Origin of the sequence: Paraclostridium bifermentans (assembly GCF_964259345.1) — a bacterium.
In the GTDB taxonomy this organism is placed as follows: Bacteria; Bacillota; Clostridia; order Peptostreptococcales; family Peptostreptococcaceae; genus Paraclostridium; species Paraclostridium bifermentans_B.
Genome location: NZ_CAXVJR010000011.1, coordinates 1 through 14,580, shown reverse-complemented (window position 1 = coordinate 14,580; position 14,580 = coordinate 1). Strand labels below are relative to the sequence as shown.

Sequence of the window (14,580 nt, the reverse complement as noted above, 5' to 3'; positions counted from 1 at the left end):
GTTTTGGAGATAATCAAGATATTAAAATATATTAGGGGGATATATATTATGAAAAAAATAAAGTTAAGAATTTTAGTTTGGATATTTTTATTATTTACAATAGTTACAATAGGAACTATTCATATATATGGGGAAATGAACAATGTAGAAAAGCTTTCAAATAATTATAAAGATAAATTAATAAGATTTCATGTATTAGCAAACAGTGATAGTGAAAAAGACCAAGAATTAAAATTAAAAGTTAGAGATGAAGTTATAAAATATTTACAGCCGATGTTAGAAAAATCTAGAAGTATTCAAGAAAGTGAAAGCATAATATTAAGAGAAAGTAACAACTTAAAAAATATATCTAAAAATATTATTGAAGAAAATGGGTATAATTATGATGTGAAAGTTAATCTTGAATATAGCAAATTTCCAGCAAAGCAATACTCAAATGTTGTTCTTCCTGCTGGGGAGTATAAATCATTAAGGATTATAATAGGAGAAGGCGAAGGTAAGAATTGGTGGTGCGTTATGTTTCCTCCTCTATGTTTTGTAGATGAAAATAATGGTGTTATAGACAAGGAAACAGATGAAAAGTTACAAGATGTTTTAACAGAAGAAGAGTATGAATTAATAGCAGGAGAAAATTTAAATAAATCTGAAAATAAAAAAATGAAATTTAAGATAGTAGAGATAATAGATAAATTAAAAAATAAATCTAAGTAATAGAAAAAGGAGAGGATTATATAATTATGAAGTATCACACCAAGATTATAATAGGAGTATTAACTTTATTTATTATAAGTTCCAATTTGAATATTATATTTGCTGCAAATGATTTACAGGGCAGTTATAAAAAATATACTGCTGAATCCAAAGAAGAAAATAAAAAAGAAAAACCTAAAGAGGTTATAAGTATTACTAATGACGAATTATATTTATTATCTAAATTAGTATCTAGTGAAGCTAGAGGAGAGAGTTATGAAGGGCAAGTTGCAGTTGCTGCAGTTGTTATAAATAGAGTTTTAGATGAAAGATTTCCTAATAATATAAAAGATGTTATTTATCAAAAAAATGCCTTTTCTGTAGTTAATAATGGTGAGATTTATAAAAATCCTACAGATAGTGCATATAAAGCTGCTAGAGAGGCTTTATATGGTAAGGATCCAACTAGTGGAGCTATATACTTTTGGAACCCTGAAATATCAACTTGTAGTTGGATAAAAACGCTAGACCCATATAAAAGAATTGGGAATCATGTATTTGCAAAAGAATAAAATATTTAAAAATAAAGGAGTTGTTACTCCTTTATTTTTTTTGTTAAATGGACTATAATAATCACTTAGATAATAAAAACGCATATAATTATAAAAAATACTATTGAAATATAAGTTTAGAAGATGGACTATAAAAGGCTAGAAAGTAAAGAAGGTGCATAATATATGAATGATAATCCGATTGGAGTATTTGACTCAGGACTAGGTGGACTTACTGTTTTAAAAGAGATTACAAGTATATTACCTAATGAAAATATAGTGTATTTTGGAGATACTGCGAGGGTTCCTTATGGATCAAGATCAAAAGAGACAGTAATAAAATATACTTTTCAAGCTATAAATTTTTTAATATCACAAAATGTTAAAGCTATAGTTATTGCATGTAATACAGCTACAGCTAGATCGTTAGAATTAGCAAAAGCTAAGTATGATATACCTATAATAGGGGTTATTGAAGCGGGAGCTAGGACTGCAGCGTATACTACTAAGAATAAACTTGTAGGAGTTATAGGTACAGAAGGAACTATAAACTCTAAGGCTTATGAAACTGAGATTCATAAAATAGACAAAAACATAAATATAATAGGCAAAGCATGTCCTTTATTTGTTCCGATTGTTGAAGAAGGTTGGGCAGACACAGATGTAGCTGAGCTAACAGTAAAAAAATATTTAGAAGAATTACAAGCTTCAAATATAGATTCTTTAGTTTTAGGATGTACTCATTACCCATTACTAAAAAATACTATAAATAAAGTTGTAGAAGGAAAAATAAATTTAGTTAACCCAGCGAGAGAAACGGCAAAAGATTTAAGAGATGTTTTAACTAAAAATGATTTACTTAATCAAAATAACTTAGGTCAAGCATATTATAAGTATTATGTTTCTGATATACCTGAAAGATTTGCTAGTATAGGTAAAGAATTTTTAAATAGAGAAATTGAAGATATAGATCAAATAGAAATACAAAAGTATTAAATTTATATAAACTTTAGGTAGGATTGCCTAAAGTTTATATTATTATGGAGGTTAAAAATGACAAGTGTTAATATATATATGCATACAACACAATATGATAAACAAGGAAATGAAGATAGTATAGAAGTTAAATCTATAGGTGATATGTATGAAAAAAATGGTTATACATACATAGTTTATAAAGAAGAGCTAGAAAAAGGTGCGGCGCATGTTACAACAACAATAAAAATATCTGATAAAGAAGTTTTAATAAAGAGATTTGGAGTTGTAAATTCAAATATGAAATTTATATTAAATAATGAAACGGTTACTAAATATAGAACTCCTCAAGGTATATTTGATATAAAAATTAATACAACAAAGCTAGATATAATAAATTCGAAAGATGTAGTCAAAATATGTATAGATTACAACATGCAAATAATAGGTTTATTTGAAGGTGTAAATAAAATAAAAATAGAAGTTGAAAAAAATAATTAAATAAAAAAGCTGACTAATATACAATTTAAAATTTAGTCAGCTTCTTGGTTAGTTTAAATTTCTATTCCACCAATTCATAGGAACTTGATTTTCAGTTATGATTTTACTTTCATAATTATTATTTTTGATGTAATCTAGTATAGTAGGTAAAGAAGAAACTGTAATTTGTTTTTCATGAAACAATATAACGGAATTTTCATATTGATTTAATTTATCTAATGTATTATTTACTATAGATGAAACATTAGCATTTTGGTAAGTATCAGTGCTATCTATATTCCAATCCCAAATTTTATAACCTGAATTTATTAAACTTGAATATTGAGCTTTTGTTAGATGAGGCTTACTGCCATAAGGAACTCTAACTAGTTTTGTATCATATCCAAATTTATCTAACAAAGTATTTTTAGTATTACTGATTTCGCTTAATACAGAGGTATCATTAGCATAAAAAACAGCTTTTTCATGACTTTGTCCATGTAGGCCTATAGAATGGCCTTCATTTAATATTCTAGTTACGACTTCTGGATATAGGTTTATTTTATTTTCTAACAAAAAGAAAGTTGCTTTCATATCATATTTATTCAGCAAGTCTAAAATTTTAGTTGTATTACTATTGGGTCCGTCATCAAAAGTTATATAGACTGTTTTATTTTCAGTTTTAGAAATTTGTAGACAATAAGCATTAACTTTAAAACAAGAGATAAATATAGCTAGCAGAATTAGTAATGATGTAATTTTTTTCATGATTATTTACTCCTTATTTGTTGATTTATAAAAAATTATTTTATATTGTTATTGTATGATATTATTTTAATTATATTTAGGGTCATAATAATTTTATGTAGGTATATGAAATGTATATAAAAAACCTATCCCTGAATTAATTTATTTGGTATTATATTACTTAACAAGGTTTTAAAATAAAATAATTTATACAAGGATTTGAGAAGTTTTTATAGAAAGTATACTTGAGTTAAAAAACTAAGTATAAGAGGTATGGTTTATGATAGTAGATAGAGTACGAAGTACTATAAATAAATATAGTTTATTAGAAAAAGGCGATAAAGTTGTACTAGGTCTTTCAGGAGGTCCTGATTCAGTATGTTTATTACATATACTAAAACAGCTTGAAAGTGAGTATAATATATCTATATATGCAGCTCACTTGAACCATCAAATAAGAGGTATAGAAGCTCAAAAAGATGTTATGTATATATCTCAACTATGTGATAGTTTAGGTGTTAAATTTTTTGTTAAATCAATAAATGTACCTAAGTATTGCAAGGAAAATGGATTATCAATTGAAGAAGGTGCTAGAAAGCTAAGATATGAGATGTTTTATGAAATAAAGCAAAAAACAAAATCTAATAAAATAGCGATTGGGCATAACTTAAACGATCAAGCAGAAACTATTCTTATGAGAATGATGAGAGGTACAGGATTACAAGGATTAAAAGGTATTGATTACAAAAGAGACGACACAATAATAAGACCAATTCTTGATATAGAAAGAAGTAGTATAGAGGCATATTGTGAACAACATAATTTAAATCCAAGAATAGATAGTACAAATTTGGAAAATATTTATACAAGAAATAAAATAAGATTAGATTTAATACCTTATATGCAAGAAAATTTTAATAACAATGTTGTTGAATCTATTTGCAGAATGGGTAATAATTTAAAGTTAGATAGTGATTATATCGAACAAGAGGGTATAAATAAATTTAAAGAGGTTTCTAATGTACAAGATAATGAAAAAGTGGAAATTGTACTAGATAAATATATTAATTTGCATAAAGCAATAAAAACTAGAATAATTAGAAACTCTATTAAGTATATTTTAGGAGATACTAACTTTGTAGATCAAAAACATATAGAAGATATATTGGAGTTAGAAGATGATAACAAGATAAACAAAAAATTAGTATTACCTAGAGGGTTGTTTGTTTATAGAAATAATGAAAGTATATTATTTACAAATAAAGAAATAACATATGAGGAAATAGAGTATTCTTACAGACTTCCTAAGGATGGAGTTATAAAAATAAAAGAATTGGGAGTGTTTGTAGAAACCAAAACAATGAGTATTGAAAGATTTAAAAGCATGAAAGTTGATAAATCTTCCAAAGCATTTGATTTAGATAAATTTAAAGGAGGGATAATTGTAAGAAATAGAGAATCTGGGGATAAAATTAAGCTTGCTGGAGGAAGCAAGAAGTTAAAGAATTTATTCATAGATTTAAAAATACCTAGGGAAGAAAGATGTAAAGTTCCTGTGGTTGTAGATGAAAATGAAGTGGTTTGTGTTGGAGATTATAAAATAAGTGAAAATTATAAAATTGATGCAAATACAAAAGAAGTCTTAAAGATTACCTTTAAGAAACTATAAATTAAAACAACTTACGAAAGGAGGGCTTCTTTTGAATAAATTTTTAAAGGGAGCAGGTTTCTATCTACTGATATTTATAATTATAGTAGGTATAGTACAGTTCTCAGGTAGTCCTACAGAAAAAGTACAAGAAATGAAATTTTCAAGTGTCTATAGAGAATTAATGAAAGAAAATGTATCTAGTATAAAAATTGTAGAAGATACAGTAATAGAAGGAACTATAAAGAGTACTAACAAAAAGTTTAAAACATACATACCAGAAGAGATTCAATCTGATGCATTTGCTAATGAGTTATTAAAGCAAGCAAATGAAGGTAAATTACAATTATCTGGATCACCAAAACCAACGACTCCTTGGTTCTTTGAAATATTACCATCATTATTTATGCTATTCTTTGTGTTAATATTATGGTTTGTTTTCATGAATCAGTCTCAAGGTGGAGGCGGAAAGGTTATGAATTTTGGTAAATCTAAAGCTAAAGTTCATAAGGATGATGAAAAAACTAGAGTTACATTTAAGGATGTAGCGGGACTGAATGAAGAAAAAGAAGATCTACAAGAAGTTGTTGATTTCTTGAAAAACCCTAAAAAGTATATTGATTTAGGTGCAAGAATACCAAAAGGAATATTAATGGTTGGACCTCCAGGAACAGGTAAAACGTATCTTTCAAGAGCTGTCGCAGGAGAAGCGGGAGTACCGTTCTTTAGTATAAGTGGTTCAGACTTCGTTGAAATGTTTGTTGGGGTAGGGGCATCAAGAGTTAGATCTTTATTTGAAGATGCTAAGAAAAACGCTCCAGCTATAATATTTATAGATGAGATAGATGCTGTTGGTAGAAAAAGAGGAGCTGGTCTTGGCGGAGGTCATGATGAAAGAGAGCAAACTCTTAACCAATTACTAGTTGAAATGGATGGTTTTGGTGTTAACCAAGGTATAATAATAATGGCTGCTACAAACAGACCGGACATATTAGACCCTGCACTTTTAAGACCAGGAAGATTTGATAGACAGGTAGTTGTAGGAGCACCGGATGTTAAAGGTAGAGAGGCTATATTTAAAGTTCATGCTAAAAACAAACCTTTAGCGGATGATGTTAAAATAGATGTATTAGCTAGAAGAACACCTGGATTTACTCCAGCTGATATAGAAAACTTAATGAATGAAGCTGCTATACTTACAGCTAGAAAAAGAGAAAAGAAAATTGAAATGGAAACTATAGAGGAAGCTATAACTAAGGTAATAGCAGGTGTTGCTAAAAAATCTAGAGTTATAAGTGAACCAGAAAGAAAGCTTACAGCTTACCATGAAGCAGGTCATGCAGTTTGTGCTCATGTACTTGAACACGTAAGTCCTGTACATCAAGTAACAATAGTTCCAAGAGGTAGAGCTGGAGGATTCACAATGCAACTTCCAGTTGAAGATAAATTCTATGCTACTAAGAATGAAATGAAAGAAAATATAATTGTTTTACTTGGTGGTAGAGTTGCAGAAGAATTAACACTAGATGATATATCTACAGGAGCTTCTAACGACTTAGAGAGAGTTTCAGCTACTGCAAGACAAATGGTTACTAAGTACGGAATGAGTTCAAAACTTGGACCTATGACTTTCGGAGATGGTGAAGAAGAGGTATTCTTAGGTAATAGTATAGGAACTAAGAGAAACTATTCAGAAGAAGTTGCATTTGAAATAGACAGTGAAGTAAAAGATATAGTAGATGTAGCTTATAGAAAAACTAAGAAGTTATTACAAGATAACATGGATAGATTAGAATATGTAGCTCAAGCGCTATTAATACATGAAACTTTAGATGCAGAACAATTTATAAAAGCATTTAATAAAGAGTTACCTTTAGAGCGCAAATCAGAAGATGCGGTAACTGAAGAAACTGTTGATGAAAATGAAGTTTCAGATATAGAGCAAGTTACTGATACAGAAAATAAAGATAGCAAAATAGAATTACCTACAGAGGTAAACAATGACAAAGATCAAGATGATCAAATAAATGACTAATAAGAGTTAAGGCTAGGGTTTACCCTAGCCTTTAATTTTAATTATTAATAACGAAAGGGTGTTATTATTGAGAGAAAAAGTAATAAATATACTGTTAGACAATGGTTTAGAATTCATTTCAGGAGAAGAAATATCTAAGCAATTGGGTATATCTAGAACTGCGGTATGGAAGCATATAAATGTTTTAAAAGAACAAGGATATGATATTGAATCTGTAAATAGAAAAGGATATAGAATAAAGGGTTCGTTAGATGATATTTTGAGTAAAGAAAATATACTACACGATTTAAATATTGAATTTATAGGAAAAGACATAATTCATTTTGACAGTATAGATTCTACTAATAATTATGCAAAGAGTATAGCTAATGACAAATTAGGTGGAACTATCGTGATAAGTGAAGAACAAGTAAGTGGGAGAGGTAGATTAGGCAAGTGTTGGCACTCTAAGAAACACGAAGGTATATGGATGAGTATGATACTAAAACCAAATATACTTCCTATGGATGCTCCTTTTTTAACATTGGTTGCGGGAGCTAGTATAGTTAAAGCTTTGAATAATTTAAAGATAAATGCTTATATAAAATGGCCTAATGATATAATTATAAATGGAAAAAAGGTATGTGGAATTTTAACTGAACTTTCAGCAGAAATTGAAAGGATAAACTATGTTATTTTAGGGATTGGAATAAATGTAAAAACTTTAGATTTTCCAGAAGATGTGATTAATATTGCTACATCTGTACATAAAGAAGGGCATGATGTATCTAGATTAGACATAATTAGAAATATATTATCAGAGTTTGAAAAACTATACATATCATATGTAGAAAATAATGATAAAGAAGAAACTTTGAATATTTGTAGAAAATACTCGGCTATTATAGGTAAAGATATATATATTATAAAAAATGATATTAGAGAAAGAGTTAGATGTTTAGACGTAAATGAAAATGGTAATTTAGTTGTAGAAGATGAAAATGGACATACGAAAGAAATTATGTCAGGTGAAGTATCAATAAGAGGGGAGCACGGATATGTATAATAACATTCTCGATATAAAAGGTATTAAGGTAGGTCAAATAGAAGATATAGAGGGATTAACTGGATGTACTGTTGTTATATGTGAAGAAGGTGCAGTATGTGGAGTAGATGTAAGGGGATCAGCTCCAGGAACAAGGGAGACAGATTTGTTGGATCCGATTAATATGGTTCAAAAAGTACATGCTGTAGTTTTATCTGGAGGCTCAGCGTTTGGCTTAGAATCTACATGTGGTGTTAGTAGATATTTAGAAGAACACAATATTGGATTTGATGTAGGAGTTGCTAAAGTTCCAATAGTAGCGGGGGCGGTATTATTTGATTTAGTAGTAGGAGACCCAAAGAGTAGACCTGATATTGAAATGGGATATAAAGCTTGCGAAGTAGCTAATGATAAAGAGTTAAAACAAGGTAATTTTGGGGCAGGATGCGGAGCTACAGTAGGAAAAGTAAAGGGTGCTGAATACTGCATGAAAGGTGGAATAGGAAGTTATTCTATAAAGCTAGATAATGGACTAGTTGTAGCTGCGTTAGTTGCAGTAAATGCATTTGGAGATGTATATGAAAATGGAAAAGTTATAGCTGGAGTTTTAAATAATGAAAAGAATAAGGTTTTAAATACATATGATCTTATGAAAAATGGAGTGAATAGTGGTGGATTTAATATAGATAACACTACGATAGGTATAGTAGCTACAAATGCTAAACTAACTAAAGCTGAGTGTAAAAAAATATCTCAGATGTCACATAATGGATATGCAAAAGCTATATTTCCTATACATACACCTCATGATGGAGATACTATATTTACTATAGCGACAGGAGAGGTAGAATCTGATGTTACACTATTAGGATCTATAGCAACTGAAGTAGTTGAAAAAAGTATAATAAATGCTATAAAAAATGCTAAAAGTATTGACAATATACCTTCATATGAAGAAATTAATTTGAAATAAGAATTATTGACAATGTTATTTGCTATTGATAAAATTATTTTTGTTGCAGCTGGCATCCTTTAAATTTATGGAGCCTGACTGATTATGATATAGATAAATAATAATTGTAAATTAAAAGTCCGGCATCTTTAAAGAGCTGGAACGGAGGTGTATTTTTATAATGAAAACACAAGTAGGAGTAGCGAAAAAAATTAATGTTAGACAAATGGCTGTAATTGGGATGTTATCGGCTATATCTATAATGTTGTCTATGACACCATTAGGGTTTATACCGATAGGACCTATTGATGCGACTATAATGCACATACCAGTTATAATAGGAGCTATAATAGAAGGACCGATAGTTGGAGGAATAATAGGATTTATATTTGGGTTTACAAGTTTCATAAGAGCTTTAACAATGCCAAACATAACTTCTTTTGCATTTATGAATCCTCTGATATCTATAATTCCTAGAGTTATAATGGGTGTTGCTTCATATTATGTTTATAAAGGTGTATTTAAAGTAAGTAAAAATATATCTGCTGCAGGTGCATTTTCAGGAATGATAGGATCTCTATTAAATACATTTGGTGTTTTAGGGATGATTTACTTGTTATATGCACAAAGATATGTTGAAGCTATAGGTGGAGATACATCTACAGCTGGAGCTGTAATATTAGGAATTGCTGCTACTAATGGTATACCTGAAGCTATCATTGGAGCTTTAGTTGTATCTGGAGTTGTAACTATACTAAAGAAAAGCAAAAAATAGAAAGAAGGTTAGAGTAGATGCTTTTAGTGTTTGACGTTGGAAATACCAACATGGTATTAGGTATATATGAGGGAAAAGAACTTAAAAAGTATTGGAGAATAAGTACTGATAAAGCAAAAACATCAGATGAATATGGAATGCTGATAAGCAGTTTATTTCAATATGATAATGTGGACATGAAATCAATAAAAGATGTAATAATATCATCAGTTGTACCTAATGTTATGCATTCTCTTGAAAATTTCTGTATAAAATATTTTAAAAAACAACCATTAGTAGTTGGGCCTGGCATAAAAACAGGATTGAATATTAAATATGATAACCCTAAGCAAGTTGGAGCTGATAGAATAGTAAATGCTGTTGCAGCTATAGATAAATACAAAACACCTATGATAATAATTGATTTTGGAACAGCTACAACATTCTGTGCAATATCAGAAAAAGGAGAATACTTAGGCGGGACTATAGCTCCTGGAATTAAAATATCTAGTGAAGCTTTATTCCAAAGAGCATCGAAACTACCTAGAGTGGAACTTGCTAAACCTGGTATGACTATTTGTAAAAGTACGGTATCTGCCATGCAGTCTGGTATAATATACGGATATGTTGGACTTGTAGATAAAATTATAAAAATGATGAAAGAAGAATTAGAAAATCAAGATGTTAAAGTGATTGCGACAGGTGGATTGTCATCGCTAATTGCATCTGAGACTGATAGTATAGATTGTGTAGATAAATTCCTAACATTAGAAGGATTAAGAATTATTTACGATAAAAACAAAGAATAGTATCAAGGAATTGGATTTTAAATCCAGTTCCTTTTTTACGATAAGATATTATTAAAAATTGGGTATATATATAATAAAATACATTTTAAGAGGAGACCATATATGAAAATAGGAAATGTTATATTAGACAATACAGTGTTTTTATCTCCTATGGCAGGAGTAACTGATTTGCCTTTTAGATTAATATGTAAAGAGCAAGATTGTGGAATGCTGTATACGGAAATGATTAATGCAAAAGCTCTTTGCTATGATGATCAAAATACTAAAAAAATGTTAAAAATAGAAGATGAAGAACATCCGGTTGCTGTTCAAATATTTGGATCAGATCCAGATTTTATGGGAGGAGCAGCAGAGATATTAAATGAGTATCCAAATGAAATACTAGATATAAATATGGGATGTCCAGCTCCTAAAGTCATTAAAAATGGAGACGGATCAGCTCTTATGAAAAATCCAAAGCTTGCAGAAGAGGTTTTAAAATCGGTTGTTAAAAAATCTAAAAAGCCTGTTACACTAAAGATAAGAAAAGGTTGGGATGATAATAGTATAAATGCTGTAGAAATAGCTAAGATAGCAGAAGCATCTGGTATAAGTGCACTAGCTATACATGGAAGAACTAGAGAACAATATTATTCAGGAAAAGCAGACTGGGATATAATAGCTAAAATAAAAGAAAATATAGATATACCTGTTATAGGAAACGGAGATGTATTTGAAGTAGAAGATGCTATAAATATGTTAAATAAGACTAATTGTGATGCTATAATGATAGGTAGAGGTGCTCAAGGTAACCCATGGATATTTAAAAGAATAAATCATTATATGAAAACAGGTGAAATTTTACCTGAGCCTACATGTGATGAAAAAATAAATACAGCTTTAAAGCATTTAAAATTAGCTGTAGAAGAACATGGTGAATATGTAGCTGTAAGAGAGATGAGAAAACATATTGCTTGGTACCTAAAAGGACTAAGAGGATCTGCTAGATTAAGGGATGAAATTAATAAGATAGAAAGTTATGAAGAAGTTGTAAACAAGCTAACTTACTACTTAGACCACTCCTTGACATAAGGGTAATAGTAATTTATAATATACCGCATAAATAACAAAGATATAAATAAGATTAATGTTAAATAAAAATTAAATTAAGAAGGAGTTGTAGGGGTCATGGAAGATAATAAGGAAATATTATTAACTCAAGAAGGATACCAAAAGTTAGAAGATGAAGTAGAGCATTTAAAATCAGTTAGAAGAAGAGAAGTTGCTGAAAGAATAAAGGTAGCTATATCTTTTGGAGATATATCAGAAAATGCTGAGTACGATGAAGCTAAAAATGAGCAAGCTCAAGTTGAAGAGAGAATAATAAAGCTTGAAAACATGCTAAGAAAAGCAGTTATAATAGATGAATCAAAAGTAGACTCAAACATAGTAACTATAGGGTCTATAGTAAAGGTTAATGATATGGAGTTTGAAGAAGAAGTAGAATACACAATAGTTGGTTCTGCTGAAGCTGATCCATATGAAGGGAAAATATCTAACGAATCACCTGTAGGAAAAGCTCTTTTAGGTAGAGCTAAAGGAGAAGTAGTAGACGTTCAAGTTCCTGATGGAGTTGCGAAATTCGAGATATTAGAAATAAGAAGATAATCTGGAGGTAAACAAATGAGTAATGATCAACAAAATGCTAATGATCAAGTAAAAGAAGAACTTACAGAAGTACTTCAAATTAGAAGAGATAAGTTAGCTAAGTTACAAGAAATGGGAAGAGATCCATTCCACGTAAGTAGATATGATAGAACTAATTATTCTATGGATATAAAAAATGACTTTGAAGCTTTTGAAGGAAAAGTTGTTAAGTTAGCTGGACGTATAATGAGTAAAAGAATTCAAGGGAAAGCTGGATTCATAGATATACAAGATCAAGAAGGTAGAATACAATGCTACGTAAGACTAGATAGAATAGGTGAAGAAGAGTATGCTGTATTCTCTACATATGATATAGGTGACATAATAGGTGTTGAAGGTGAAGTATTCAAAACTAAAAAAGAAGAGATATCTATAAAAGCTAATGATGTAAAATTATTAACAAAGTCTCTACAAATACTTCCAGAAAAATATCATGGATTAAAAGATCAAGATTTAAGATATAGACAAAGATATGTTGACTTAATAGTTAATCCAGAAGTTAAAGATGCTTTCGTTACAAGAACTAAAGCTATGAAGGCTTTAAGAACTTATTTAGATGAAAGAGGATTCTTAGAAGTTGAGACTCCTATATTAAATACTATAGCAGGTGGAGCGAATGCTAGACCTTTCATAACTCATCATAATACATTAGATATACCAATGTATTTAAGAATAGCAAATGAGCTTTACTTAAAGAGACTTATAGTAGGTGGATTTGATAAGGTTTATGAAATGGGTAGAATGTTTAGAAATGAAGGAATGTCTATAAAGCATAACCCAGAGTATACAGCTGTAGAATTATACCAAGCATATGCAGATTATACTGATATGATGGAAATAGCAGAAAATATGATAGCTTACATGGCAGAAGCTGCTACTGGAAGCATGAAGATAAATTACCAAGGAACTGAAATAGACTTTACTCCTCCATGGAAGAGAATGACTATGGAAGAATGTGTAAAGGAATATGCTGGAGTAGATTTCTCTACAATAAATACAGATGAAGAAGCTTTAGCAGTAGCTAAAGAAAAAGGAATAGAAATAACTCCTGGAATGAGAAGAGGAGAAGTCATAAATGCTTTATTTGAAGAGTTTGGTGAAGATAAATTAATCCAACCTACATTCATAACTCATCATCCAGTTGAAGTATCTCCTTTAGCTAAGAGAAATGTTGAGGATCCAAGAAGAACAGATAGATTTGAAGCCTTTGCAAACAAGTGGGAGCTAGCTAATGCTTTCTCTGAGTTAAATGACCCAATAGATCAAAAAGAAAGATTTATGGATCAATTAAGAAAGAAAGAATTAGGGGATGACGAAGCTTGTGATATGGATGAAGATTTCGTAAATGCTCTAGAAGTAGGTTTACCTCCAACAGGTGGACTAGGAATAGGTATAGATAGAGTTATGATGTTATTAACTAACGCTCCATCTATAAGAGACGTTATATTATTCCCTACTATGAAGCCGATAAAAGATGTTGCTAATGAAGCGACTGATGAAATAGAAGAATAATACTTAAAAGGCCTTTCTGATTGCTCAGAGAGGCTTTTTGTTATAGATAAGACTATTGAAAAATTAACTAGAAGTATATTTATCAACTTTATGAAATTTTTAAAAGTATTAGATTTAATAATCTATGCTTTTTTTTATTTCAACAATAAACATAATTAATTAATGTATAAATGTGAAAATTATTAAATTTTACTGGATTAAAATATTAAAAAATAAGAAATTATAAAATAATTTAATAAAAGGAAAAATGAATAAAAGATTAGAAACTTATATATAATAATAAACTCAGGGGGATAGCTTATGAAAAATTTTGTTAATTGGATGTGTTTGTTTTCTATAATGGTTTTAATCTTACAAGTCATGGTACATATAAATAAAGAGGTAATATTAGAGTTAAATAAAAAAAATAAAAAAATTAAAAGAAGCAAGCGTGTCAATGTAAGTGTTGAAAATACTAGTGTTGAAGAGAAATGCGATTACTATCAAAGAAAAATTGCAAAATAATTTAAAAAAATATTTAAAAAAGTATTGACGATATATTACTCAGGTGATATAGTATTACTTGTCCTTGAGAAACGGACGAAACAAAAACACAAAATGAACTTTGAAAATTAAACAGTAGGTTAATTATATAAATTCTTTTTTAAAGAATTAAACAACAAACAACCAAGCCAGATATTCAGATAATGATTAGCTGAGCAATTGGACAACTTTTTA

General features: G+C 29.3%; 15 protein-coding genes. 14 read left to right on the top strand and 1 reads right to left on the bottom strand.

The window, feature by feature from the left end; all coding sequences use genetic code 11:
* Nucleotides 1–48 precede the first annotated feature (48 nt).
* From spoIIR to ACEXNK_RS16070, 4 genes are all read left to right on the top strand, one after another.
* Nucleotides 49–711 carry a stage II sporulation protein R gene (spoIIR, locus tag ACEXNK_RS16085; protein WP_373600082.1) on the top strand — a complete coding sequence of 221 codons (663 nt, stop codon included), beginning with the start codon at nt 49–51 and terminating at the stop codon, nt 709–711.
* Nucleotides 712–737: 26 nt separating this feature from the next.
* Entirely contained in the window at nt 738–1,262 is a 525-nt protein-coding gene (locus ACEXNK_RS16080; protein ID WP_373601616.1) for a cell wall hydrolase, read from the top strand.
* Between the two features lie 165 nt (nt 1,263–1,427).
* Nucleotides 1,428–2,237 (top strand): glutamate racemase, encoded by an 810-nt coding sequence (gene murI / locus ACEXNK_RS16075; protein WP_373600080.1) that lies wholly within the window; start codon nt 1,428–1,430, stop codon nt 2,235–2,237.
* Nucleotides 2,238–2,294: 57 nt separating this feature from the next.
* Nucleotides 2,295–2,717, top strand: coding sequence for a DUF1934 domain-containing protein (locus ACEXNK_RS16070; RefSeq protein WP_373600079.1), 423 nt, complete (start codon nt 2,295–2,297; stop codon nt 2,715–2,717).
* Between the two features lie 48 nt (nt 2,718–2,765).
* Here ACEXNK_RS16070 and ACEXNK_RS16065 read toward each other — a convergent pair whose 3' ends face one another.
* The gene (locus ACEXNK_RS16065) at nt 2,766–3,464 is read right to left on the bottom strand and encodes a polysaccharide deacetylase family protein (RefSeq protein ID WP_373600078.1); all 699 of its coding nucleotides are present in this window, start codon (nt 3,462–3,464) and stop codon (nt 2,766–2,768) included.
* Nucleotides 3,465–3,723: 259 nt separating this feature from the next.
* Between ACEXNK_RS16065 and tilS the strand changes: the two genes are divergently transcribed.
* The 10 genes from tilS (at nt 3,724) to ACEXNK_RS16015 (ending at nt 14,367) form a co-directional block, all read left to right on the top strand.
* Nucleotides 3,724–5,112 carry a tRNA lysidine(34) synthetase TilS gene (gene tilS, locus ACEXNK_RS16060; RefSeq protein WP_373600077.1) on the top strand — a complete coding sequence of 463 codons (1,389 nt, stop codon included), beginning with the start codon at nt 3,724–3,726 and terminating at the stop codon, nt 5,110–5,112.
* A 31-nt stretch (nt 5,113–5,143) separates the two neighbouring features.
* Nucleotides 5,144–7,126, top strand: coding sequence for an ATP-dependent zinc metalloprotease FtsH (gene ftsH / locus ACEXNK_RS16055; protein ID WP_373600076.1), 1,983 nt, complete (start codon nt 5,144–5,146; stop codon nt 7,124–7,126).
* Nucleotides 7,127–7,184: 58 nt separating this feature from the next.
* Nucleotides 7,185–8,171: a biotin--[acetyl-CoA-carboxylase] ligase gene (locus ACEXNK_RS16050; RefSeq protein WP_373600075.1), complete on the top strand. Its 987-nt coding sequence runs from the start codon at nt 7,185–7,187 to the stop codon at nt 8,169–8,171.
* Complete coding sequence (locus ACEXNK_RS16045) at nt 8,164–9,123, top strand: P1 family peptidase (RefSeq protein WP_373600074.1); 960 nt, start codon at nt 8,164–8,166, stop codon at nt 9,121–9,123. Before ACEXNK_RS16050 ends, ACEXNK_RS16045 begins: the two co-directional genes overlap by 8 nt.
* Nucleotides 9,124–9,283: 160 nt before the next feature.
* On the top strand, nt 9,284–9,877 hold the full coding sequence (locus ACEXNK_RS16040; RefSeq protein WP_373600073.1) for an ECF transporter S component: 594 nt from the start codon (nt 9,284–9,286) through the stop codon (nt 9,875–9,877).
* Between the two features lie 17 nt (nt 9,878–9,894).
* Nucleotides 9,895–10,665 carry a type III pantothenate kinase gene (locus ACEXNK_RS16035; RefSeq protein WP_373600072.1) on the top strand — a complete coding sequence of 257 codons (771 nt, stop codon included), beginning with the start codon at nt 9,895–9,897 and terminating at the stop codon, nt 10,663–10,665.
* 102 nt (nt 10,666–10,767) lie between these two features.
* A complete protein-coding gene (gene dusB, locus ACEXNK_RS16030; RefSeq protein ID WP_373600071.1) occupies nt 10,768–11,736 on the top strand; it encodes a tRNA dihydrouridine synthase DusB in 969 nt (322 codons plus the stop codon).
* 96 nt (nt 11,737–11,832) lie between these two features.
* A complete protein-coding gene (gene greA / locus ACEXNK_RS16025) occupies nt 11,833–12,312 on the top strand; it encodes a transcription elongation factor GreA (RefSeq protein ID WP_373600070.1) in 480 nt (159 codons plus the stop codon).
* Between the two features lie 15 nt (nt 12,313–12,327).
* Nucleotides 12,328–13,863: a lysine--tRNA ligase gene (gene lysS / locus ACEXNK_RS16020; protein WP_373600069.1), complete on the top strand. Its 1,536-nt coding sequence runs from the start codon at nt 12,328–12,330 to the stop codon at nt 13,861–13,863.
* 300 nt (nt 13,864–14,163) lie between these two features.
* On the top strand, nt 14,164–14,367 hold the full coding sequence (locus ACEXNK_RS16015; RefSeq protein ID WP_373600068.1) for a hypothetical protein: 204 nt from the start codon (nt 14,164–14,166) through the stop codon (nt 14,365–14,367).
* Nucleotides 14,368–14,580 lie beyond the last annotated feature (213 nt).